The 23,050-nt window shown below is 48.6% G+C and carries 21 protein-coding genes; 11 read left to right on the top strand and 10 right to left on the bottom strand.

The window, feature by feature from the left end; all coding sequences use genetic code 11:
• Window positions 1–131 precede the first annotated feature (131 nt).
• The 4 genes from pepA to Q1A40_RS12440 all read left to right on the top strand — a co-directional run bounded on the left by pepA (window position 132) and on the right by Q1A40_RS12440 (window position 5,703).
• Window positions 132–1,643, top strand: coding sequence for a leucyl aminopeptidase (pepA, locus tag Q1A40_RS12455; protein ID WP_300000525.1), 1,512 nt, complete (start codon window positions 132–134; stop codon window positions 1,641–1,643).
• Between the two features lie 87 nt (window positions 1,644–1,730).
• Entirely contained in the window at window positions 1,731–2,189 is a 459-nt protein-coding gene (locus tag Q1A40_RS12450) for a DNA polymerase III subunit chi (RefSeq protein ID WP_300000523.1), read from the top strand.
• Window positions 2,190–2,195: 6 nt separating this feature from the next.
• Complete coding sequence (locus Q1A40_RS12445) at window positions 2,196–5,051, top strand: valine--tRNA ligase (RefSeq protein WP_300000521.1); 2,856 nt, start codon at window positions 2,196–2,198, stop codon at window positions 5,049–5,051.
• Window positions 5,052–5,193: 142 nt separating this feature from the next.
• On the top strand, window positions 5,194–5,703 hold the full coding sequence (locus tag Q1A40_RS12440; protein WP_300000519.1) for a GNAT family N-acetyltransferase: 510 nt from the start codon (window positions 5,194–5,196) through the stop codon (window positions 5,701–5,703).
• 51 nt (window positions 5,704–5,754) lie between these two features.
• Here Q1A40_RS12440 and uhpT read toward each other — a convergent pair whose 3' ends face one another.
• From uhpT to rraB, 6 genes are all read right to left on the bottom strand, one after another.
• Window positions 5,755–7,143: a hexose-6-phosphate:phosphate antiporter gene (gene uhpT, locus Q1A40_RS12435; protein ID WP_300000517.1), complete on the bottom strand. Its 1,389-nt coding sequence runs from the start codon at window positions 7,141–7,143 to the stop codon at window positions 5,755–5,757.
• Between the two features lie 142 nt (window positions 7,144–7,285).
• Window positions 7,286–8,608, bottom strand: coding sequence for an MFS transporter (locus Q1A40_RS12430; RefSeq protein WP_300000515.1), 1,323 nt, complete (start codon window positions 8,606–8,608; stop codon window positions 7,286–7,288).
• A gap of 11 nt (window positions 8,609–8,619) precedes the next feature.
• A complete protein-coding gene (gene uhpB / locus Q1A40_RS12425) occupies window positions 8,620–10,119 on the bottom strand; it encodes a signal transduction histidine-protein kinase/phosphatase UhpB (RefSeq protein WP_300000514.1) in 1,500 nt (499 codons plus the stop codon).
• The gene (gene uhpA, locus Q1A40_RS12420) at window positions 10,119–10,709 is read right to left on the bottom strand and encodes a transcriptional regulator UhpA (protein WP_300000512.1); all 591 of its coding nucleotides are present in this window, start codon (window positions 10,707–10,709) and stop codon (window positions 10,119–10,121) included. Before uhpA ends, uhpB begins: the two co-directional genes overlap by 1 nt.
• Window positions 10,710–10,813: 104 nt before the next feature.
• The gene (miaE, locus tag Q1A40_RS12415) at window positions 10,814–11,578 is read right to left on the bottom strand and encodes a tRNA isopentenyl-2-thiomethyl-A-37 hydroxylase MiaE (RefSeq protein ID WP_300000510.1); all 765 of its coding nucleotides are present in this window, start codon (window positions 11,576–11,578) and stop codon (window positions 10,814–10,816) included.
• A 49-nt stretch (window positions 11,579–11,627) separates the two neighbouring features.
• Window positions 11,628–12,044, bottom strand: coding sequence for a ribonuclease E inhibitor RraB (gene rraB, locus Q1A40_RS12410; RefSeq protein WP_300000509.1), 417 nt, complete (start codon window positions 12,042–12,044; stop codon window positions 11,628–11,630).
• Between the two features lie 164 nt (window positions 12,045–12,208).
• Here rraB and argF point away from each other — a divergent pair, with 164 nt between their 5' ends.
• On the top strand, window positions 12,209–13,219 hold the full coding sequence (argF, locus tag Q1A40_RS12405) for an ornithine carbamoyltransferase (protein WP_300000507.1): 1,011 nt from the start codon (window positions 12,209–12,211) through the stop codon (window positions 13,217–13,219).
• A gap of 36 nt (window positions 13,220–13,255) precedes the next feature.
• On the opposite strand, the gene Q1A40_RS12400 is transcribed toward argF, so the two are convergent.
• Window positions 13,256–13,708 (bottom strand): YhcH/YjgK/YiaL family protein, encoded by a 453-nt coding sequence (locus Q1A40_RS12400; protein WP_300000505.1) that lies wholly within the window; start codon window positions 13,706–13,708, stop codon window positions 13,256–13,258.
• Window positions 13,709–14,180: 472 nt separating this feature from the next.
• Between Q1A40_RS12400 and pyrB the strand changes: the two genes are divergently transcribed.
• From pyrB to treC, 6 genes are all read left to right on the top strand, one after another.
• Window positions 14,181–15,113 carry an aspartate carbamoyltransferase gene (gene pyrB, locus Q1A40_RS12395; protein WP_300000503.1) on the top strand — a complete coding sequence of 311 codons (933 nt, stop codon included), beginning with the start codon at window positions 14,181–14,183 and terminating at the stop codon, window positions 15,111–15,113.
• Window positions 15,114–15,130: 17 nt separating this feature from the next.
• Window positions 15,131–15,592, top strand: coding sequence for an aspartate carbamoyltransferase regulatory subunit (pyrI, locus tag Q1A40_RS12390; protein WP_300000502.1), 462 nt, complete (start codon window positions 15,131–15,133; stop codon window positions 15,590–15,592).
• Window positions 15,593–15,715: 123 nt separating this feature from the next.
• Window positions 15,716–16,102, top strand: a complete 387-nt coding sequence (gene ridA / locus Q1A40_RS12385) for a 2-iminobutanoate/2-iminopropanoate deaminase (protein WP_300000501.1) — start codon at window positions 15,716–15,718, stop codon at window positions 16,100–16,102.
• Window positions 16,103–16,642: 540 nt separating this feature from the next.
• Window positions 16,643–17,590 (top strand): trehalose operon repressor TreR, encoded by a 948-nt coding sequence (gene treR / locus Q1A40_RS12380; protein WP_300000499.1) that lies wholly within the window; start codon window positions 16,643–16,645, stop codon window positions 17,588–17,590.
• A 111-nt stretch (window positions 17,591–17,701) separates the two neighbouring features.
• On the top strand, window positions 17,702–19,120 hold the full coding sequence (treB, locus tag Q1A40_RS12375; protein WP_300000498.1) for a PTS trehalose transporter subunit IIBC: 1,419 nt from the start codon (window positions 17,702–17,704) through the stop codon (window positions 19,118–19,120).
• A gap of 56 nt (window positions 19,121–19,176) precedes the next feature.
• Window positions 19,177–20,835 (top strand): alpha,alpha-phosphotrehalase, encoded by a 1,659-nt coding sequence (gene treC, locus Q1A40_RS12370; RefSeq protein ID WP_300000496.1) that lies wholly within the window; start codon window positions 19,177–19,179, stop codon window positions 20,833–20,835.
• Between the two features lie 333 nt (window positions 20,836–21,168).
• Here treC and Q1A40_RS12365 read toward each other — a convergent pair whose 3' ends face one another.
• From Q1A40_RS12365 to Q1A40_RS12355, 3 genes are read right to left on the bottom strand one after another with little or no spacing between them, the layout of a single operon-like run.
• Window positions 21,169–21,825, bottom strand: a complete 657-nt coding sequence (locus Q1A40_RS12365; protein WP_300000494.1) for a DUF799 domain-containing protein — start codon at window positions 21,823–21,825, stop codon at window positions 21,169–21,171.
• A complete protein-coding gene (locus tag Q1A40_RS12360; protein ID WP_300000492.1) occupies window positions 21,822–22,181 on the bottom strand; it encodes a DUF4810 domain-containing protein in 360 nt (119 codons plus the stop codon). The genes Q1A40_RS12365 and Q1A40_RS12360 overlap by 4 nt, the downstream gene beginning before the upstream one ends.
• Window positions 22,182–22,199: 18 nt before the next feature.
• The gene (locus Q1A40_RS12355) at window positions 22,200–22,871 is read right to left on the bottom strand and encodes a CsgG/HfaB family protein (protein WP_300000491.1); all 672 of its coding nucleotides are present in this window, start codon (window positions 22,869–22,871) and stop codon (window positions 22,200–22,202) included.
• Window positions 22,872–23,050 lie beyond the last annotated feature (179 nt).

Here is a 23,050-nt window from a genome sequence, read left to right as displayed (position 1 = left end):
GAACCTAAAAACGTATAAAACTATCCGTTAAGATTAACACGAAGTCATCGCAACAGCGGACCTGAGTTAACAAGGCTTTAATTCTAGCCTTTCCTCCCCGCCGTTGTCTTTAAGATTCAGGAGCGTAGTGCATGGAGTTCAGTGTAAAAAGCGGTAGCCCCGAAAAACAGCGTAGTGCATGTATCGTTGTCGGAGTTTTTGAACCGCGTCGCCTGTCCCCGATAGCCGAACAACTCGATAAAATCAGCGATGGCTACATCAGCGCCCTGCTGCGTCGTGGTGAGCTGGAAGGGAAGCCGGGGCAAACCTTGTTGCTGCATCACGTACCCAACGTGTTGTCTGAGCGCGTTTTACTTGTTGGTTGTGGTAAAGAGCGCGAGCTGGACGAGCGTCAGTTTAAACAAGTGATTCAAAAAACCATCAACACCCTTAACGACACCGGCTCAATGGAAGCAGTCTGTTTCCTGACCGAGCTGCACGTTAAAGGGCGTAACACTTACTGGAAAGTTCGCCAGGCAGTCGAAACGGCGAAAGAGACGCTGTACAGTTTCGATCAGTTGAAAACCAACAAAAGCGAGCCACGTCGCCCGCTGCGTAAAATGGTCTTCAATGTCCCGACACGCCGCGAACTCACCAGTGGTGAACGTGCTATTTCTCACGGTCTGGCCATCTCTTCAGGTATTAAGGCTGCCAAAGATTTAGGCAATATGCCGCCTAATATTTGTAACGCGGCGTATCTGGCTTCCCAGGCTCGTCAGTTAGCAGACTCATTTAGCACCAATATCGTGACCCGAGTGATTGGCGAACAGCAGATGAAAGAGCTTGGTATGCACTCTTATCTGGCGGTTGGCGCAGGTTCACAAAATGAGTCACTGATGTCAGTGATTGAGTATAAAGGGAATACTGATCCTGATGCTCGTCCAATCGTGCTTGTTGGTAAAGGGCTAACCTTCGACTCCGGCGGTATTTCAATTAAACCTGCCGAAGGCATGGACGAAATGAAGTACGATATGTGTGGTGCGGCTTCAGTCTATGGCGTAATGCGCATGGTAGCAGAACTCGGTTTACCGCTGAATGTCGTCGGGATCCTCGCAGGCTGTGAAAATATGCCTGGCGGTCGGGCTTATCGTCCGGGTGATGTCCTCACCACCATGTCTGGCCAGACTGTTGAAGTACTGAATACCGATGCTGAAGGCCGTCTGGTACTCTGTGATGTACTAACCTACGTTGAACGCTTTGAGCCCGAAGTGGTGATTGACGTTGCGACGCTGACCGGTGCCTGTGTGATTGCCCTTGGCCATCACATTACCGGTCTGATGTCGAACCATAATCCACTGGCACATGAGCTGGTGAGTGCTTCTGAGCTGGCGGGTGACCGTGCATGGCGTCTGCCGATGGCGGATGAGTTCCACGATCAGTTAGACTCTAATTTTGCCGATATGGCCAATATTGGTGGTCGTCCTGGTGGCGCGATTACCGCAGCCTGTTTCCTGTCACGCTTTGCGCGCAAATATAACTGGGCACATCTGGATATTGCGGGTACAGCATGGCGTTCAGGCAGGGCAAAAGGGGCAACAGGCCGTCCGGTTGCAATGCTGTCTCAGTTCTTGCTGAACCGTGCCGGATTTAACGGCGAAGAGTAAACTATTGCCAGTAATGGCATGATATATAGCAGTCAGAACCCAGGTTCAGACTGCTATAGCTAATATCAACAGGCTAAAACGGACCTCATGAAAAACACGACCTTTTATCTGCTCGATAACAACACGATGCGCAATGACCTTAATGCGGTTGAGCAACTGGTGTGTGAACTGGCGGCAGAAAAATTTCGTGCCGGTAAACGGGTGTTGGTCGCCTGTGAAAATGAACAACAGGCAATACGCCTGGATGAAGCGCTCTGGCAGCGTGATGTGCACGCATTTGTCCCGCATAATCTGGCTGGAGAAGGTCCTCGTTACGGTGCCCCCGTTGAACTGGCCTGGCCGGAACGTCGTGGCAGCACACCCCGAGATGTATTGATCAATTTGCTGCCCTGGTTCGCAGATTTTGCCACCGCTTTCCTTGAAGTGATAGACTTCGTACCTGACGAAATATCCCAGAAACAACTGGCTCGTGAACGCTATAAAGCTTATCGCGTTGCCGGTTTCCACTTGACTACGGCGACCTATACCCCGCCGGGAACGACATAGCAGACCATGGAAAAGACATATAACCCGCAAGATATCGAACAGCCGCTTTACGAGCACTGGGAACAGCTTGGCTACTTTAAACCTAATGGCGACCAAAGCCAGGAAAGCTTCTGCATCATGATCCCGCCGCCGAATGTCACCGGTAGTTTGCATATGGGTCACGCCTTCCAGCAAACTATCATGGATACCATGATCCGTTACCAGCGTATGCAGGGTAAAAATACCTTGTGGCAGGCAGGTACTGACCATGCGGGTATCGCTACCCAAATGGTGGTTGAGCGTAAAATTGCTGCCGAAGAAGGTAAAACCCGTCATGACTACGGTCGCGATGCTTTTATCGAAAAAATCTGGCAATGGAAAGCAGAATCTGGCGGCACCATTACCCGTCAGATGCGTCGTCTTGGTAACTCTGTGGACTGGGAACGTGAACGTTTCACCATGGACGAAGGCTTGTCCAATGCGGTCAAAGAGGTATTCGTTCGTCTCTATAAAGAAGACTTAATTTACCGTGGTAAGCGTCTGGTCAACTGGGATCCTAAACTGCGCACCGCGATTTCCGACCTGGAAGTGGAAAACCGCGAGTCGAAAGGTTCCATGTGGCACCTGCGTTATCCATTAGCTGATGGCGCAAAAACCAGTGAAGGTAAAGACTACCTGGTAGTGGCAACTACTCGTCCGGAAACCGTACTGGGCGATACTGGCGTTGCCGTAAACCCTGAAGATCCTCGCTATAAAGATCTGATCGGTAAGTATCTTACTCTGCCGCTGACTGGCCGCCGGATCCCGATTGTTGCTGATGAACATGCAGATATGGAAAAAGGCACCGGTTGTGTAAAAATCACCCCTGCCCATGACTTCAATGACTATGAAGTAGGTCGTCGCCATCAACTGCCAATGATCAATATTCTGACCCTCGACGGTGATATCCGCGATGTGGCGGAAGTATTTGATACTAAAGGTGAACCTTCAACCGTCTATAGTGGCGATATTCCGGCTGCTTTCCAGAATCTTGAGCGTTTTGCTGCCCGTAAAGCGGTGGTTGCCGCTTTTGATGAGCTGGGCCTGCTGGATGAAGTAAAAGCCCACGACTTAACGGTGCCTTATGGCGATCGTGGTGGTGTGGTTATCGAACCTATGCTGACAGATCAGTGGTATGTGCGTACTGCCCCACTGGCAAAAGTGGCCGTAGAAGCGGTTGAGCAAGGTGATATCCAGTTCGTACCAAAACAGTATGAAAATATGTACTTCTCTTGGATGCGCGATATTCAGGACTGGTGTATTTCCCGTCAGCTGTGGTGGGGACACCGTATTCCTGCCTGGTATGACGATCAGGGTAATGTCTATGTTGGCCGGGATGAAGCGGAAGTCCGTCGCGAAAATAACCTGGCAGCAGATGTGGCGCTGAGTCAGGACGAAGACGTTCTGGATACCTGGTTTTCTTCCGGTCTGTGGACCTTCTCTACCCTTGGCTGGCCTGAAAATACCGAAGCTCTGCGTACCTTCCATCCAACCAGCGTGATGGTCAGTGGTTTCGATATTATCTTCTTCTGGATTGCACGCATGATCATGCTGACCATGCACTTTATTAAAGACGAAGATGGCAAGCCGCAGATACCGTTTAAAACTATCTATATGACCGGTCTTATCCGTGATGACGAAGGACAGAAAATGTCCAAGTCTAAGGGGAACGTTATTGACCCACTGGATATGGTTGACGGTATTTCGCTGGAAGACCTGCTGGAAAAACGTACCGGTAATATGATGCAGCCGCAAATGGCTGAAAAAATCCGTAAACGTACCGAGAAACAGTTCCCGAACGGTATTGAACCACACGGTACCGATGCCCTGCGTTTTACCCTGGCTGCTCTCGCCTCTACCGGTCGCGATATCAACTGGGATATGAAACGCCTGGAAGGTTATCGCAACTTCTGTAATAAGCTGTGGAACGCCAGTCGTTTCGTGCTGATGAATACCGAAGATCAGGATTGTGGCTTTAACGGTGGTGAGTTGGTGCTGTCACTGGCAGATAACTGGATCCTCGCTGAGTTTAACCGTACGGTGAAAGCTTATCGTGAAGCGCTGGATAACTATCGCTTTGATATTGCGGCTAATATTCTGTATGAGTTCACCTGGAATCAGTTCTGTGACTGGTATCTGGAGCTGACTAAACCGGTCATGAACGGTGGATCGGAAGCTGAGCTGCGCGGTACACGTAATACCCTGGTGAACGTACTGGAAGGGCTGCTGCGTCTGGCACACCCGATCATTCCGTTTATCACGGAAACCATCTGGCAGCGCGTGAAAACGCTGAAAGGCATCACCGCAGACACCATTATGCTGCAACCTTTCCCGGCGTTTGATGCAAGTCTTGACGATACCGTTGCGCTGGCCGATACCGAATGGCTGAAGCAGGCAATTACTGCGGTACGTAATATTCGTGCAGAAATGAATATCTCTCCGGGCAAACCGCTGGATGTTCTGTTGCGTGGAGTCAGCACTGAAGTAGAGCGCCGGGTGAACGAAAACCGTAGCTTCCTGCTGAATCTGGCGCGTCTGGACAGCATCGACATTCTGCCTGCCAGCGATAAAGGCCCGGCTTCTGTGACCAAAATTATTGATGGTGCAGAACTGCTGATCCCAATGGCCGGATTCATCGATAAAGATGCAGAACTGGCGCGTCTGGCAAAAGAAGTCGCTAAGGTAGAAGCGGAAATCGGCCGTATCGAGAGCAAGCTGTCTAATGAAGGCTTTGTTGCCCGTGCGCCTGAAGCCGTTATTGCTAAAGAGCGTGAGAAGCTGGACGGTTATGCCGATGCCAAAGCGAAGCTGATTGAGCAACAATCGGTGATTGCTGCCCTGTAATATGTGAAAAATGCTGCTGTCTGGAGACTGAATATTTCTCCAGGCAGCCATTTTCACGAACAGAAACAGACAAAATCATCATGTATCCCGGTTCGGGTTACTGTTTGAGTTCTGGTGTTTTTTACTTTCAAAAGAGCGATGTATGAGTCTTGCTATACTGGCTGAGCCCCAATGCCTGTTGCGCCGGATAGCGCCCCATGACAACCCGGCTATCGCGCGGGTTATTCGTCAGGTTTCAGCAGAATATGGTTTAACGGCGGATAAAGGTTATACCGTTGCCGATCCCGATCTCGACGAGCTGTATCAGGTTTATAGCAAACCTGGGTTTGCGTTCTGGGTCGTGGAATACGACGGCGAGGTGGTCGGTGGTGGTGGCGTTGCCCCCCTGGCCTGTAGTCAGCCTGATATCTGTGAATTACAGAAAATGTATTTTTCTTCTGTCGTTCGTGGCAGAGGTTTAGCCAAGAAACTGGCGCTACTGGCAATGGACTACGCACGGGAGCAGGGTTTTAAGCAGTGTTATCTTGAGACAACCGCCTTTCTGAAAGAGGCGATTGGGTTATATGAACACTTAGGTTTTGTGCATATTGATGAGCCACTCGGCTGTACCGGCCATGTGGATTGCGAAGTGAGAATGCTCAAATCCTTGTAATAGCGAGAGCCAGAGAAATACCCCTGGCTCTGTTATGTTACTTCTGGTCTGTTACGCTTCCTGTAACACGTTCTTTTTCAGGCGACGAATCTTACGCTCTTCCAGAATAGCGACGACAGCCATCAGGGCAATACAACCTATTGCGGCGGCATCCAGTGCAGCAAAAGTCCCTGCCCAGCCCGTCAGTCCAAAGATTGGCGTACCATCTGCAATCATTCCCAGACCTAACTTCGCGAAGCTATCACCAATCAAATAGGCAAAGGTGCCTTTGATACCGTCTGCGGCACTGATAGCCTTTTTCGGTACAAAGCCTACCGCTGCCACACCAATCAATAATTGTGGGCCAAAAATCAAGAAGCCAAGGGCAAACAGTGATGCCAGATAGACATATTGATTGCTGGCATGCTGATAGACACCCAGGGTCACAATAATCAGACTCAGAGCAATACAGGCCACCAGCGCACGACGTCCGTTAGCCAGATCGGATAACCAGCCCCACAGCAGGGTTCCCACCAGCGCCCCGACTTCAAAGAGTGTGAAACCTTGAATAGCGACTTCTTTAGGTAGTTTCAGTTCCTGGTAAGCATAAACCGTTGACCACTGATCCACCCCAATACGCACTACATACAGGAATATATTGGCAAAGCAGAGCAGCCAGATAACTTTATTTTTGAGAACATATTCAACAAAGATCTGCCATTTCGTCATCGACGAGTCTTCAGTTTCTTTATCTTCTTCACTCAGCGACTCGCCAAACAACTCTTCCGCTTTACCCAGACCATAGGCTTCCGGAGAGTCATTACCGTAACGCAGGGCAATAAAGCCAATAATCAGGGCGATGATAGACGGGAAGATAAACATGCCAATAACATGGCCATCAAACAGATAGTTAGCACCAAATAGTGCCACACCTGCCGCACCCGCACCGCCGAGGTTATGGGAGATATTCCACATCCCCAGATAGCTGCCGCGCTTACGGCGTGGAGTCCATTTGGTAATCGTTGAGTAGCTGCACGACCCGCCGGTGCTCTGGAAGAAACCGCTGAGCGAATAGAAAGCTATCATCAGAAACAGGCTGACTGAACCACTCCCCATACTGGCACTGAAGCCCAGCATACAAATCGCCGAGAGGATCAGCATAAAGGGCAAGAACTGCTTGGTATTTTTACCGTCGGCGTAATAGGAAACCAGAGTCTTACCGATACCATAAGTAATCGAGAAACCCAGTCCTATCATGCCTAATTGCGTCATGCTCAGACCATAAGTCGAGATCATGTCGTTTTGCGCAATATTGAAATTCTTACGAATTAAATACATCGCCAGGTAGCCAATAAAAACCACCAGATAGGACTGCATAAAGGGTTTGAACCACATTTTCTGCCGTATTTCTAACGGCAGATCCAGAGTGGGTTTACGCACCTGGTTTAAAAAATTCAGCATGGGTTTTCCTGATTAAAATATCGACCTGATGCCGACATTGTAAAAATCAGTCGCTGATATGACCTGAGATAGCATCCAGGTCGAACCGGGAAAATATCCTAGTTTTTGGATATTCCGTTGCAAAAAGTGAGATAAATCACATTCAGTCGCGTTTGCGTGGTGCCTGGGCATTTAAAAAAGGTAACAGGAATAGCGCTGATATTCCGGCAGCAATCGATATCACGACAAAAAAGCCATTCCATGACCAGAGATTGATAACCCATGCCAGCGGCCAGCCTGCAAGCGAAGCGCCAAGATAAGCGAACAATCCCACAAACCCGGTGGCTGCTCCTGCGGCGTCTTTATGGGAGCATTCTGCTGCCGCCATACCAATCAGCATTTGCGGGCCAAAGACAAAGAAACCGATCGTGAAAAAACAGGCAGCCTGCATCACATAAGTGTGGAACGGCATCAGCCACAACGAGCCGACAGAGAGCAAAATACCCGCAGTAAAAATGAGATTCATCGGCCCGCGATTACCATTAAACAGCTTGTCGGAACCCCAGCCAGCCACCAGCGCACCAATAAATCCGCCCAGCTCGAACATGGTTACGGCTGAGTTAGCGGTCACCAACCCCACATCGAGGGTTTCCGTCATATACAAGTTACCCCAGTCATTAATCGCCGCCCGAACGATATAGACCAGCACATAGCACAGGGACAGTAACCAGATATAGGGGTTAGCAAATACATACTTATAGAGGATCTCTTTCTGCGTCAGTCCCAGCCCTTCCTGTTGTTGAGCAATATCGAGAGCATCGTGACGCCACTCGCCGACAGCTGGCAGACCCATGCTCTGCGGACGGTCCCGTAAGCGCCAGCAAACAAACAGACCACCGATAATCGCCATGACGCCGGCAATCACCATACCGCTACGCCAGCCATAATGCAGAGCGACGGCCCCCATCATCATGGGGATCAGTGCGCCACCGATATTATGGGCAGTGTTCCATAGCGCCCACCAGCCGCCACGCTCAGTACGCGAATACCAGGTGGTCAGCAAACGGGCACACACCGGTGACCCCCAGGCCTGAAAGAAGGCATTCAATACCCACAGCGATATAAAGGCCCATAACGAGGTGGAAAAACCAAACAGAATATTAATCACCCCGGTGGCTATCAGCCCGACTCCCATAAAATAACGGGCATTAGAGCGGTCACTGACGATACCCGACAAAAACTTTGATAAACCGTAGGTGATATAAAATAAGGTCGCCAGCAGGCCGATATCGGTTCGGGTCATCACGCCAGTGGCAAGAATTTCCGGTACTACCGCATTGAATCCTTTACGGGTGAAATAGAACAGCGCGTATCCCAGCCAAATGGTCAGCAGAATATGTCTGCGCCAGTAGCGATAACGTGCATCAATTTCTGTTTTAGAGCTGAGGGGTTGAATCTTTTCAGGAACTTTTAAAAAACTGAGCATGATTATTTCTCTTACCCGCCTAATGGCAGATTTACACTGACGCGCGTCCCATGAGTACAAGAAATCGCCAAAGAGCCCCCCAAGGCAGAAACACGCTCGCGCATCCCTGTCAGCCCAAACCCGGGCCGTCCTGAGTCGTCAGGCAAACCGCTACCATCATCTTCAATCACCAGCATCAGCCGCTGGTCTTGTTGCCAGCTTTGTATCGTCACGGCCTGGGCATTCGCATGCTTAACAATATTATTCAGTCCTTCCTGACAAATGCGAAATAATGTGACGCGCTGGCTTTCACTCAGTACCGACTCATCAATTTGCCAGTCGATATGGCTGATAATACCTTGCCCGGCCAGTTCCATCTCTCGCATTAAGGCACTAATAGCCTGCGCCAGGGTTAAATCATCAAGCTGACGTGGGCGTAAACGACCCAACAGGCGACGTACTGAATCATAGACGCCCAGTGAAAGTTGTTCGATATGACCTGCACTCTGTTTGATATTGGGGTTATCCCGTGCCAGACGCTGCACGATATTGGCTTGCGTACGGATCGCGGTGATGGTTTGTCCGATATCATCATGTAATTCCCGCGCCACATCCTGACGGACACTCTCTTCCGTTTCCAGTAAGCGCTCCACCAGGCGATGATTACGCTGGAGTTCGGTTTGCAATGACAGGTTCAGTTCACGCAGACGCTGGATACCCGCTCCCAGAAGCAGCCCGGTCAGGCTTTGAGCCAGTAATGAGAGCAGCAAATCAAGCGGATAAGCATGCCATGTCTGGCTGGCAATCAGCGCAATGGCATTCATTAAGGTGGCAATTAATGCCCCCTGCCAGCCGTAATGCCAGGCCAGGGCAATAATAGGCAGAGCCAGACAAAAAGGCGTAAAACGCGCTAAGCCTGCTGGTAAACCTAACTGCAACCAGAGACTGATAGCAAACAAAACCAGATACCAAACCAGATGACGGGCACGCCAGTTCACCGGCTGGGTGATCAGAGAGGGCCCCAGCGGCTGCCAGACGGTGCTGGTCAGATAGCGCCAGAAAACCAGGCAAATGGGGGACAAGGTTAAACTACCGGTAAGCGTTATGAGTAAAACATTCAGCGCCATAGCGCCCTGTTCAACCCAGGGTAATGACTGTAACAGCGCGGCGGTAATCAGGGCGGCTCCCTGACGCAGTAACGTCCGCCAGTCACGGCTGCCGGCATAATGAGCAGTTAATACTACTGGTAATATGCTGAGCAGACTGCCTATGAGCAAAAAGGGCAGATGTGCCAGTTCAACCTGCCAGGATAACCAGCCCAGTAATAACCACTCAGTCCCCAGTAATACCAGCCAGTATCTGCGCGGGCACTGCAGCATCAACCCCATACGTAAACCAAACGGGAATAGCAGTACCGCGAGTTCAGGGCTATCGACCAGATGCAGGCTGATACTCCACAAACAGAACCAGGCGGCAGCAAATGTAAAAAAGCTGGCAATAATACCCGCCAGTCGGGTCAGCAGTCTTTGCATTACCAGCCAGTAAACATATAACGAGCGAGTTCAACATCATTACTCACGTCGAGTTTTTCCATTAAATTGGCCCGGTGAACATGGACTGTTTTCGGCGATAATCCGAGTTCTGCGGCAATCTCTTTCACAGCCAGACCTTGTATCAGCTTTTCAGCAACCTGGCGTTCCCGTTTCGTCAACGGATCCTGACGCCCGACGGTAAGTTTGAGGGCAATATCTGACGTCAGATAACAGCCGCCGGTAGCAACGGTATGGATAGCCGTAATCAGTTCATCAGCGCTACAACGTTTTGATAAAAATCCACGTGCTCCGGCTTTTAACGCCTGTTCAATTAAGGCCGGGCTATCGTGTACTGACAGCATGATAGTAGCCATGCCTTGGGGAAGCTGGCTGAGCAGATCCAGCCCTGAAATATCGGGCATGGAGATATCGCAAATACACACCTGCACGCCACGACCTGGCAGACCAGCCAAGGCTTCGCGGCCAGAACCAAATTCAGCAACCACTTGAAGATCAGGTTCCAGAGCCAGTAACTGAGCGAAACCTGAACGGACGATTAGATGGTCGTCAATCAGAGCAAGGGTAATCATGGTCTCTTCCAGGAGGGTAAAATCGCTGCTACCTTAACGAGTCAAGTAACGCTGTTCAAGCATTAAACACTCTTTACCGATACCCTGCTGGTCGCTTCTGGATCTTACCCTGAAACAGGTACACCGCTGTGAAAGCGAAACGTATCGTCAGGGCTTTGGATAAGAGTGGCTTCCAACTCACCAAAGAATTTCACACGTTCCTGAATATCGCTGCCGGAAATTTGCTGTGCCAGGCTCAGATAATCCTGGTAGTGGCGCGCCTCTGAGCGCAGCAGCGACAGATAGAAACTGCTCAGTTCATCATCAAGGTAGGGAGCTATCGCGGCAAAGCGTTCACAGGAACGAGCTTCGATATAAGCCCCGCAGATCAATTTATCTATCAGCATTAAGGGTTCATGGGTACGCGTTTGACCAAGCAGCCCTTTGGCATAACGGCTGGCCGTCATTTTGACATAAGGAATATCACGCGCCAGCATGATTTCACGAACTTGCCAGAAATGGTGTAGCTCTTCTTTGATAAGCAGCAGCATGCTGTCGATAAGAGCTTGTTCCCAGTCTCCTTGTGTCTTTGGCATCAACTTCTTGCTTAGCGCTTTATGCAGCGCCAGAAAGTCAGGCTCCGGTCCGTCACTAAAGGCAAAAACCTCATAGGGGCGTAGCAAGGCTAGCAGGGTCTCCGACGTTTCTTTATCTGCAACATATTTGCGAACAAGGAACATCCCGGTCTGGGCGGCTTTCAGTTCACAGATCAAATGATCATTCAGTAATAGCGATAAATTTTCAGGTTTACGCGCTTGCTCTCTCCACGCCAGGGGCGTTGAACAGTGCAGAAAATCATTAACAGGTGAGAGAAGTAACTCTAGATTCATGCTTTATCCTGCAGTGCAGCAGCGGGCGCTGCTGCACCATCACTGATATTTAGTGACGTACACCGTCATCGTCTTCGTCATCTTCGCCATCGTCCTGGTCATCTTCACCATTCGGATCTTCAAAGTAAGTGCCCCAACCGTCATATTCAACATTGAATTTTTCGGCCAGGTTCATGAGTTGCTCAACCTGGGAATCAATGACTTCAGCATTTAATGCGCTTTCGCTCAGCACATCGCAGCATATTACGACATCACCCTCCTCAACTTCGAGCTCTTCAGGATCAGTCACTTCATAACCCAGTTTAAACGCCTCAACAGCAGCTTTTTCAAGGGTTTCGAAATCATCAGCAGAAAGATGATGTTCAATGGTGTAAAGCGCATCGGGATCGCTGCCGTCTTCCAGCAGTTCTTCAATAATTAAACGCGTTTCTTCGCGTTGTTCTTCCAGCTCTTCTGAATTTGCCATGATCCTGTCCTCACATGTATCGGCACACGCGCTTATTTTCACATACCGAAGGGTTTGCCTCCACCTTTCCTGGCAAAGATTTATTGATGAGGGTTGCAATTGAATATTCATACATATAAATTGAATTTTAATTCAATTCATGGCGCGCGCCACGTGAGGTTAAAATGAGTCACTTTTATCAGAAACACTTCCTTAAATTACTTGATTTTACCCCTGCTCAGCTCAACAAATTATTATCCTTATCCGCTAAACTGAAAAGCGACAAGAAAAAAGGCATAGAAAATCAAGGTCTTGTTGGAAAAAACATAGCGCTCATCTTCGAAAAAGATTCGACCAGAACTCGCTGCTCTTTCGAAGTTGCCGCTTATGACCAAGGCGCTCGCGTGACTTATCTTGGACCAAGTGGTAGCCAGATAGGACATAAAGAATCAATAAAAGATACGGCTCGGGTACTGGGACGTATTTATGACGGTATCCAATACCGGGGCTATGGCCAGGAAATCGTCGAAACGCTGGCAGAATTTGCCGGTGTGCCAGTCTGGAATGGCCTGACAAATGAATTTCATCCGACACAGCTGCTGGCAGATTTACTGACCATGCAGGAACATTTGCCAGGAAAAAGCTTCAATCAAATGACGCTGGCCTATGTAGGCGATGCACGTAATAACATGGGTAACTCAATGCTGGAAGCCGCCGCCCTGACCGGCTTGAACTTACGCTTAGTGGCCCCTACGAGCTGCTGGCCTGAAGCACAGCTAGTCAAGCAGTGTAGTGAGCTGGCGGTACAAAATGGCGGTCAGATAACCCTGACAGAAGATATTGCAGCCGGAGTAGCAGGAGCAGACTTTATTTATACTGATGTCTGGGTTTCCATGGGTGAAGCAAAAGAGAAATGGGCTGAACGTATCGCTCTGCTTCGCCCTTATCAGGTAAATAAGGCCATGCTGACCTTAACCGGCAATCCCCAGGTGAAATTCCTGCACTGCCTGCCTGCTTTCCATGATGAAAAAACCACTCTGGGCAAGCAGATGGCGGAGACCTTCGATTTACACAATGGAATGGAAGTGACAGATGAGGTTTTTGAGTCAGAGCACAGCGTGGTATTTGACCAGGCAGAAAACCGTATGCATACCATTAAAGCGGTGATGGTCGCCACTCTGGCACCCAACCTGTAAGTTTCAGAGTCCTCTCCAGAGGAGAGGACTCTGATATCAGTTCTGTCGAACTTTAACCACCACTTTGCGCACGATAGCAGGCTCACCCACTGCCACCAAAGGCTTGTGTACTTCTCCTGGATAGAAGATGACGAAATCACCTTCATCCAGGACGACACTTTTTTCTTGCTCACCCGCAGGCAGGAAAGCAACATCCCAGTCAGCAAGACGTTCGGTATCGGATTTTCCGGCCGGTAAGCAGCTAAACACCATACCTTCCTGACCACGTAAAACAATTTGAATATCCAGATGACGGGCGTGATATTCCGCTTTACGCGCAGCCAGAGGCTCAGTGCTGTCCTCAGAGATCAGCATAAAGATGTTATTACCATCAATATCATGCTTGCCGACGGGAGTTTCCGGTGTGACGTGCGCTTTTACGTGTTCAATTGCCTGACGCAGCTCTACCGGCAACCAGTCTTGCAGTGCATGGATATTACCAATAATCATGATGCCCTCTTTATTTAAAACGCTGTTTTAAGGTGTTCAGTCTAGCGTGGTTTTTTAGCGCATCACCAGCGACGCAGATCATAAGATGACAAAAAAATCACAGACATACGGAAGTTAATATGAGAACAGCAGGTCGTAGGGTAAAACTCTCACTTTAAGGTGTATTCACAGTAACCAAAGCCGTTTAACAGGATAAGTCAAAAGTCAGCACTTCTGGTTATAGCAACCGATTGCTATCGGTAAAAAAAGTCTGATGAAATCTATTGCAGTGAAAAAACACCCGCGTATAATGCGCCACAATTTGCCGGGAGGAAGCATGCGCCATTGTATCTGTCAGACTATTACACTACATCGACAAACTGCCGATGTTGCTGTGGCGTTTTTCCTTCCGTTGCCTATTCAAATTTCTAAAGCCCCTCATTGAGGGGCTTTTTTTTGTCCATCGCTCGAGACTCGAGAACAGGAGAGAAATATGACAAATCCACTTTATAAAAAACACATCATTTCCATTAATGATCTCAGTCGCGATGAGCTCGAATTGGTTCTGGCCACGGCCGCAAAATTAAAAGCAAACCCGCAACCAGAGTTGCTTAAGTACAAGGTTATCGCCAGCTGTTTCTTTGAAGCTTCAACCCGTACACGCCTCTCTTTTGAGACCGCCATTCATCGTCTGGGGGCTTCTGTCGTGGGCTTTTCTGACAGCGGTAATACCTCTCTCGGTAAAAAAGGGGAAACGCTGGCAGATACCATCTCAGTTATCGGAACCTATGTGGATGCGATTGTGATGCGTTATCCGCAAGAAGGCGCTGCACGTCTGGCGACGGAATTTGCCGGTAATATCCCGGTAATCAACGCTGGTGATGGTGCAAATCAGCATCCGACCCAAACGCTACTGGATTTGTTTACTATCCAGGAAACTCAGGGACGCCTTGAGAATCTGCATATTGCCATGGTGGGTGATTTAAAATACGGTCGTACAGTGCATTCTCTGGCCCAGGCTTTGGCTAAATTTTCTGGCAACCGCTTCTATTTTATTGCCCCTTCAGTGCTGTCGATGCCGCAATATATTCTCGATATGCTGGATGAAAAAGGCATCACCTGGAGCTGCCATCAGGCCATTGATGAAGTGGTCGACGAGTTGGATATTCTCTATATGACTCGCGTTCAGAAAGAGCGTCTTGACCCTTCAGAATATGCCAACGTCAAAGCTCAGTTTATCTTGCGGGCATCTGACCTGGCTGGAGCACGCACGAATATGAAAGTGCTGCACCCTCTGCCACGTGTTGATGAGATAACCATTGATGTAGATAAAACCCCGCATGCCTGGTATTTCCAGCAAGCAGGTAACGGTATATTTGCCCGCCAGGCACTGCTCGCTCTGGTGTTGAATCGCGAATTGGTTTAAGTGAGAGGACAAGAAAAATGACACATGATAATAAATTGCAGGTTGAAGCTATCAAGTGCGGTACCGTTATCGATCATATCCCGGCTCAAGTCGGTTTTAAGCTGCTGACCTTGTTCAAACTGACCAAAACCGACCAACGCATCACCATTGGTCTGAATCTGCCGTCTCGTGAGCAAGGCCGTAAGGACTTAATCAAAATAGAAAACACCTTTCTGACCGATGACCAAGTAAACCAACTGGCGTTGTATGCCCCGGAAGCCACGGTAAACCGGATTGATAATTATGAAGTGGTGGGTAAAAGTCGCCCAAGCTTGCCTAAGTTCATCGAAAATGTGCTGATTTGCCCGAATACAAACTGTATCAGTCGTAATGAACCGGTTTCTTCCTACTTTTCGGTGGAAAAGCGCGCGGAAAAAATCAGTCTGAAGTGTAAATACTGTGAGAAAGAGTTTGCCCATCATGTCGTCGTGGCAGCTTGATCTATCACTAACAATAATACGCTATCATTCTCTATAATAACGGCGATTTCTAAGCAGACCACAGGTCTGTTGACTCCGGCAGACGATCCATCGTCTGCCAGACCTGCCAACTGAGGAAGAAAAATGTCTCACATTATTAGCACTGAAAATGCCCCAGCCGCGATTGGTCCTTATGTTCAGGGTGTTGATCTTGGTAGCATGATTATCACTTCAGGCCAGATCCCGGTTAATCCTAAAACCGGCACAGTACCTGACGATGTCTCTGCCCAGGCACGCCAGTCGCTGGAAAACGTGAAAGCGATAGTTGAAGCTGCTGGTTTAAAAGTGGGCGATATCGTAAAAACGACCGTTTTTGTGAAAGACCTTAATGATTTCGCCACCGTCAACACCACTTATGAAGCGTTCTTCACTGAGCACAATGCGGTGTTCCCGGCGCGCTCTTGTGTTGAAGTGGCTCGTCTGCCAAAAGATGTGAAGATTGAAATCGAAGCTATTGCTGTACGTCGCTGATATATAAACAAAATAATTCGAGTTTCTTGTAGGCGCCCAGTTCAGTCCGTCGATGAGCGTAGATAAACCTGTGATTCGGCGAGCTGGACGCAGGCAACCCCCAAGCGACTTGAAGTATTAGGTATAAATCAGCGTATTCTGCCCTCATTGTCATATCTACTGACACTGAGGGTTAGCTGAATACCTTATACAGCCAGAATATCAGCTTGGCTGAGATTTTCAGGTTCAGAAGCGAAAATCAGATCGCGTAAACCCACATTGATAAAAATATTTTCAAACTCTGTGCGATTCCCCATTGCCTTGCTTGCAGTGGAATGACTTCATTATAAATCCCACCCCTCTCGTACCTCAGGTTTTCATTATCTTCAGGATGCCATACTCACAATTCATGCTATGAGAGCTTTTACTCTGTGTCCCGAATGGCATAGGCTATTGCTACTCATCAGCTTTCTGTGCGTGCAAGCAGCAACATTACTGCTTTAGCGGTGAGCATAAATGTTTTTGACCATAAAACCTGATGAAATACGAGAGAAAATGACCATGAAAAACCGCCTTACAATTAAAGATATTGCTCGTCTGAGCGGCTTTGGTAAGTCGACAGTCTCACGTGTCCTTAATAATGAAAGCGGTGTCAACGCTGAGACCCGGGAACGTATTGAAGCAGTGTTGCAACAGCATAATTTTATGCCTTCTCGTTCAGCACGCGCCATGCGTGGGCAGAGCGATAAAGTGGTCGCTATCATCGTTACTCGCCTTGATTCCCTGTCTGAAAACCTGGCAGTACAAACCATGCTGCCCCACTTCTATGCCCAGGGCTATGACCCGATTATGATGGAAAGCCAGTTTTCGGCGGATAAAGTGGCAGAACATTTGGGGATCTTGCAGCGACGCCACATTGATGGCGTGATCTTATTTGGTTTTACCGGGGTAACGGAAAAGATGTTAGAACCCTGGCGTTCATCGCTGGTATTAATCGCACGTGATGCACCAGGCTTTGCCTCCGTTTGCTATGACGATGAAGGCGCTATCCAGCTTCTGATGTCAGCATTATATGAACGTGGTCATCGCTATATTAGTTTTCTCGGCGTTCCTCATACAGATATCACGACAGGTTATCGCCGTCACCAGGCCTATCTGGGCTTCTGCCAGCAATACCAGCTAGAACCTCATGCTACGCTCCCCGGGCTTGCGATGAAGCAAGGCTATGAACATGCCGCCGAAGCCCTCACTACTGAAACCACAGCGTTGGTTTGTGCGACTGATACTCTGGCTTTAGGCGCGAGTAAATATTTACAACAGCACAATCACAATAATATCCAGCTCGCCAGCGTAGGTAACACTCCCCTGATGTCGTTTCTGCATCCAGAGATTATTACCGTCGATCCGGGTTACAGCAAAGCGGGCAGTCAGGCGGCATTACAGCTAATAGCCCAAATATCCGAGCAGCAAGCATTACAGCAAATAGTGATCCCAAGCCAACTCCAGTAAGCGAAAAGATCCCTTTAATGTGATCTCCGCTGGAAATTGGGAACGTTCCCTTTCATGAAAATTAAATCATCCGCTAAGCTTAATGTATGTTTCTTACCCAGAGATTCTGATATGAGCAAAGTCAAACAGCAAGATATCGATAGACTGATCGAGTTAGTCGGTGGTCGCGACAATATCGCCTCCGTAACACATTGTATTACCCGACTGCGTTTTGTACTTAACCAGCCTGAAAATGCCCGCCCAAAAGAAATTGAAAACCTTTCGATGGTGAAAGGCTGCTTTACCAATGCCGGTCAGTTTCAGGTCGTTATTGGTACTGACGTCGATGACTATTACAAGGCATTGCTGGCAACCACGGGTCATAGCTCAGAGGACAAAGAGCAAGTAAAAGCAGCAGCACGCCAGAATATGAAATGGTACGAGCAGATGATCTCCCACTTCGCTGAGATCTTCTTCCCCTTGCTGCCAGCGTTGATCAGTGGTGGTTTGATCCTCGGCTTCCGCAATGTCATCGGTGATTTACCGATGAGCAATGGTCAGACTCTGGTACAGATGTATCCCTCACTGGATGGACTAAACAGCTTCCTGTGGCTAATTGGCGAAGCGATTTTCTTCTATCTTCCGGTGGGTATCTGCTGGTCTACGGTACGTAAACTCGGCGGAACACCGATTCTGGGCATTGTGCTGGGTATTACCCTGGTTTCTCCGCAATTGATGAATGCCTATGAGATTGGCAGCAAAATTCCGGAAGTCTGGAACTTTGGCCTGTTTGCAATTGAAAAAGTGGGTTATCAGGCGCAAGTTATCCCAGCATTACTGGCTGGTATCGCTTTAGCCTACATTGAGAGATTCTTTAAACGTATCGTACCGGATTACTTATATCTGGTCATCGTTCCTGTTTGCTCCCTGATCATTGCCGTCTTCCTGGCACACGCCATTATCGGTCCATTTGGTCGTATGATTGGTGACGGAGTTGCCTTCCTGGTACGCAGTCTGATGACCGGTAGCTTTGCTCCAGTCGGCGCCGCACTGTTTGGTTTCCTCTATGCTCCTCTGGTTATTACTGGCGTCCACCAAACCACGCTGGCAGTGGATTTACAGATGGTACAAAGCATGGGCGGCACCCCTGTCTGGCCACTGATAGCACTTTCCAATATCGCTCAGGCCTCTGCTGTTGTCGGTATCATTATCTGTAGCCGTAAGAAAAATGAACGTGAGATTTCTGTTCCGGCCGCTATTTCAGCCTATCTTGGCGTAACTGAACCGGCGATGTACGGTATTAACCTGAAATACCGTTTCCCGATGTTATGCGCGATGGTGGGATCCGGTATTGCTGGCTTGCTCTGTGGTTTAAATGGCGTACTGGCTAACGGAATCGGGGTCGGTGGTCTGCCTGGCATCCTCTCTATCCAGCCACGTTTCTGGGCTATTTATGCAGTGGCGATTGTTATCGCGGTAGTGGTACCTGTCATCCTCACCTGTATCGTTTATAAGCGTAAAGCTCGTTCAGGCACCCTCGATATCGCGTAATTTCTTTATCTGGAGGCAGGATCCCTGCCTCCTCCTATTATTTGCAGGAATCCGTTATGAACAACACTTCCCCTTGGTGGCAGCAAGGCGTCATTTATCAAATCTATCCCAAGAGTTTTCAGGACACCACCGGTCGTGGTACTGGCGATCTTCAAGGCGTCATCAAACGTCTTGATTACCTGAAAAAGTTAGGTGTTGATGCTATCTGGCTGACTCCGTTCTACCTTTCACCCCAGATAGATAATGGCTACGATGTCGCTGATTACTGCGCTATCGATCCCGCGTACGGCAATATGGATGACTTCGATACTCTGGTAGCAGAAGCCCATAAACGTGGTATCCGTCTGATTCTTGATATGGTGTTCAACCATACCTCAACTGAACATAACTGGTTTAAATCCGCGCAGGATTTACATAGTCCTTATCGTCAGTTCTACATCTGGCGTGACGGCACACCAGATGCTTTACCCAATAACTGGCAGTCTAAATTTGGTGGCAACGCCTGGAACTGGCATGCGGAAAGCGGTCAGTACTATTTGCACCTTTTTGACCCTAAACAGGCCGATCTGAACTGGGAAAACGAACGGGTTCGCAGCGAACTTAAAAAAGTGTGTGAGTTCTGGGCCGATCGTGGTGTGGATGGATTGCGCCTGGATGTTATTAACCTGGTGTCGAAAGATACGCATTTCCCAAATGATACTGATGGCGGAGATGGCCGTCGCTTTTATACCGATGGCCCGCGCATTCATGAGTTTTTGCAAGAATTCAGTCGCGATGTTTTTACCCCACGGGGCTTGATGACTGTCGGTGAAATGTCCTCGACAACGCTCGAAAACTGTCAGCAGTATGGTGCCTTGAGTGGCCAGGAACTGTCGATGACCTTTAACTTCCACCATCTGAAAGTGGACTATCCGGGTGGTGAGAAATGGACACTGGCTAAACCCGACTATGTGGCGCTGAAATCCTTGTTCAGCTACTGGCAGCAAGGCATGCACAATGTCGCCTGGAACGCCCTGTTCTGGTGTAACCACGATCAGCCACGCATTGTTTCTCGTTTCGGAGATGAGGATGAGCTGCGTGTCACTTCAGCGAAAATGCTGGCAATGGTGTTACACGGTATGCAAGGAACGCCTTATATCTACCAAGGCGAAGAACTGGGAATGACTAATCCGCATTTTAGCCGTATCGAAGAGTACCGCGATGTCGAGAGCTTGAATATCTTTGCTGAACGTCGGGCCGCTGGCGATTCGACTGAAGAGCTGCTGGCTATTCTCGCCAGTAAATCACGGGATAATAGCCGCACTCCGATGCAGTGGGATAACAGTGAACATGCCGGATTCACCACAGGCACACCGTGGATTGATGTCAGCCATAACTATCCGGAAATTAACGCTGCCACTGCCCTTGCCGATCCTGATTCGGTATTTTATACCTACCAACGACTGATTACCCTGCGCAAAACACAAGCGATATTCACTCATGGGGATTATCACGACCTCCTGCCGCAGCATCCGTCTCTGTGGTGTTATCGCCGTCAGTGGAATGGACAAACATTGGTGGTGGCTGCCAACCTCAGCTCACAGTCACAATCCTGGGATGATGCGAGTTTCTCTGGTGACTGGGAAGTGGTAATGAATAACTATCCGGATGCGGCAGCCAGACCCGGAAGACTGAGTTTACGTCCGTTTGAGGCTGTCTACTGGTTACAAAATTGACATTCTCTACGTCCTGAATGAGCTGTGCACCAGACAAGACATCGTCACGACTCTCCCTCTTGGCTACCAAGGGGGATATCCTCAAGTTCGTATTAAGCCACCTATAGAAGCGGGATAGATCCCGATACAAATAAGCTTTCTTACAGAGTTAAATATCCTGGTATCTCAGTTGCATGTAGGCGGTCAAGACACGACGAAAGACATTACTGATAAACTGAATCTGTTATGGAAAACGTCGAAACTCGCGTTCTTACGAAAAGAAAGCACCAACGAGTTGATCGTAAAGTGCTTTATCAAACCTAAATATCCCTTCAACGACAAACTTCTGGAAATTTAGTAGGTTTCTTTACCGTATTGCAGTGAACGAGGTCCGTACAGCATACCGCGTGGATGCCCCGCCGCCAGCAGACGCGCACTGGTCACGCCAGCAATATCGTGGCCCTTGTCAGAGATCGTGTCAGCAATCTGGTTCACTGCCGCCTGCACCAGAATACCGATAATGCCACCATTGGCGCTTTGCTGCTCGCTGCTGGATGCCGTTGCGCTTCCGCTCCACAGTAATTTTCCAGTACGCAGATCAACCAAACGGGCATCTGCAGAAACGCGGGTTTCGCTGCTAATCACGATATATGACGTACCGTATTCTTTCACATCCAGATACAACACAGCATCAGCACCAAAGATTTGGTGTAACTTAGCCGTACTCAACGCATGAATATCCGATGCGGTAGACAGACCATTCTGTTTGAACGTTTCATCCACTACCGCAACGGGCAGTACGTAATAGCCCGATTCAGCCAGCGGGTAGGTGACCTGTGAAAGCATACTATAGCTTGCTTTTACATCAGGAGAATGGTTAACCGGAGGCAATACCAGAATGGACCTCGGCTTGCTCTGTTTAAATGCCGAGTAGTCATAAGGTTCGGGTTTTGCACAACCAGTCAGCACAAGCACAAAAAGCAGACTACATAATCCTAAGAAACGATTCATTTAATATTCCCTTTATTTTTACTCAACAGGAAGTCCATGAAAGGTGCTGATTCAGGGAATTTCGCTTTTTCAGTTTCAAACTGTTGGCGAGCTTCACTATCACGGCCAGTATTGGCGTACAGCAATCCAAGTTGAGCATAGAGCCCCGGTGGTACGGGTTTATTTGCGGCTTTTGCTTTTTCTATCGATTCATTCAGAGAAAGGATCTGCTGCTCTTTACTGACCTTATCCTGTTGATAATAGTCATAAAGCGCTGGTTGGTACTTATCCCAACTGTAAATGGTTTTTGGCTCAGACGCACAGCCAGCCAATACTGACGCAGCCAGTAGCAAAGCAACTTTCTTATAAGAAAACATTGTTATATCCCTATTCCATTAGTTAGCTGGACGCCAGGCACCACTTTCAATTCCTGCAACCAGATTATTGACCGCTTCACGAATGGACAGGTCCAGGACTTTACCATTCAGCGTCGAGTCATAGCCAGCCGTGCCGCCGAAGCCGATTATTTCTCGGTTAGATAAAGTGTACTCGCCCGCACCCTGTACGGAATACACCACTTCAGATGTTTGTACGTTCACCACATTCAACGTGGTTTTTGCGTAAGCAACCTGTGTTTTACCGCGACCCAGGATGCCCCACAACTGATGGTCACCCACTTCTTTGCGACCAAATTCGGTCACATCGCCGGTAATAACATAGCTAGCACCTTTCAACGTTTGCGTTTGCCCTTTAATACCGGCTTCCGCTTTTAGCTCTTCCATATTGGTACGATCCAGCACATTAAATCGGCCGCTCTGTTGGAGATGGCCAACAAGAATGGTTTTGGATTGATTACCTAAGCGGTCAACACCATCAGAAAAAATACCGTTCATGTAGTTAGAACGGTTTTCAAATTTTCCGATGGAAATTGGACTGCGAACTCCCTGATAAGGTGTACTGTAAGAAGCGACTTTTTGTGCTTCTACGGTACGGGAAGATTCTGTAGCACATCCGCTCATCAACGCGGCTGACATGAGTACAGAACAAAAAACAACTTTTTTATTCATAACACTATCCATTAGTTTATTAGTGCAATTCATTAACCAAAGCACAACATATGAAATTGATTTATAGTTAGAAAATAAAAATTCTATTCAGCAACAACACTGTTTTGCTGCATTTAAATAGTACTCGGTATTATGAAGGGCGTAAGAAAAAGTAACGAGTTATTTTATGCAAAAAACTG

The organism is uncultured Cedecea sp., from assembly GCF_947498825.1.
Classification (GTDB): Bacteria; Pseudomonadota; Gammaproteobacteria; order Enterobacterales; family Enterobacteriaceae; genus JGM124.
The sequence above is the reverse complement of the archived record's forward strand: the minus strand, read 5'-3'. Positions and strand labels throughout refer to the sequence as shown.

Excerpts from the sequence above, each read along its gene's own strand:
- Q1A40_RS12400 (WP_300000505.1), bottom strand. The coding sequence starts at position 13,708 with ATGATTATTGGTAATATCCATGCACTGCAAGACTGGTTGCCGGTAGAG.
- Q1A40_RS12440 (WP_300000519.1), top strand. The coding sequence starts at position 5,194 with ATGAGTCTTGCTATACTGGCTGAGCCCCAATGCCTGTTGCGCCGGATA.
- miaE (WP_300000510.1), bottom strand. The coding sequence starts at position 11,578 with ATGAATCTAGAGTTACTTCTCTCACCTGTTAATGATTTTCTGCACTGT.
- pyrB (WP_300000503.1), top strand. The coding sequence starts at position 14,181 with ATGACAAATCCACTTTATAAAAAACACATCATTTCCATTAATGATCTC.
- ridA (WP_300000501.1), top strand. The coding sequence starts at position 15,716 with ATGTCTCACATTATTAGCACTGAAAATGCCCCAGCCGCGATTGGTCCT.
- pyrI (WP_300000502.1), top strand. The coding sequence starts at position 15,131 with ATGACACATGATAATAAATTGCAGGTTGAAGCTATCAAGTGCGGTACC.
- argF (WP_300000507.1), top strand. The coding sequence starts at position 12,209 with ATGAGTCACTTTTATCAGAAACACTTCCTTAAATTACTTGATTTTACC.
- Q1A40_RS12445 (WP_300000521.1), top strand. The coding sequence starts at position 2,196 with ATGGAAAAGACATATAACCCGCAAGATATCGAACAGCCGCTTTACGAG.
- uhpT (WP_300000517.1), bottom strand. The coding sequence starts at position 7,143 with ATGCTGAATTTTTTAAACCAGGTGCGTAAACCCACTCTGGATCTGCCG.
- Q1A40_RS12365 (WP_300000494.1), bottom strand. The coding sequence starts at position 21,825 with ATGAATCGTTTCTTAGGATTATGTAGTCTGCTTTTTGTGCTTGTGCTG.
- treR (WP_300000499.1), top strand. The coding sequence starts at position 16,643 with ATGAAAAACCGCCTTACAATTAAAGATATTGCTCGTCTGAGCGGCTTT.
- Q1A40_RS12450 (WP_300000523.1), top strand. The coding sequence starts at position 1,731 with ATGAAAAACACGACCTTTTATCTGCTCGATAACAACACGATGCGCAAT.
- uhpA (WP_300000512.1), bottom strand. The coding sequence starts at position 10,709 with ATGATTACCCTTGCTCTGATTGACGACCATCTAATCGTCCGTTCAGGT.
- treB (WP_300000498.1), top strand. The coding sequence starts at position 17,702 with ATGAGCAAAGTCAAACAGCAAGATATCGATAGACTGATCGAGTTAGTC.
- Q1A40_RS12355 (WP_300000491.1), bottom strand. The coding sequence starts at position 22,871 with ATGAATAAAAAAGTTGTTTTTTGTTCTGTACTCATGTCAGCCGCGTTG.
- Q1A40_RS12430 (WP_300000515.1), bottom strand. The coding sequence starts at position 8,608 with ATGCTCAGTTTTTTAAAAGTTCCTGAAAAGATTCAACCCCTCAGCTCT.
- Q1A40_RS12360 (WP_300000492.1), bottom strand. The coding sequence starts at position 22,181 with ATGTTTTCTTATAAGAAAGTTGCTTTGCTACTGGCTGCGTCAGTATTG.
- treC (WP_300000496.1), top strand. The coding sequence starts at position 19,177 with ATGAACAACACTTCCCCTTGGTGGCAGCAAGGCGTCATTTATCAAATC.
- rraB (WP_300000509.1), bottom strand. The coding sequence starts at position 12,044 with ATGGCAAATTCAGAAGAGCTGGAAGAACAACGCGAAGAAACGCGTTTA.
- pepA (WP_300000525.1), top strand. The coding sequence starts at position 132 with ATGGAGTTCAGTGTAAAAAGCGGTAGCCCCGAAAAACAGCGTAGTGCA.
- uhpB (WP_300000514.1), bottom strand. The coding sequence starts at position 10,119 with ATGCAAAGACTGCTGACCCGACTGGCGGGTATTATTGCCAGCTTTTTT.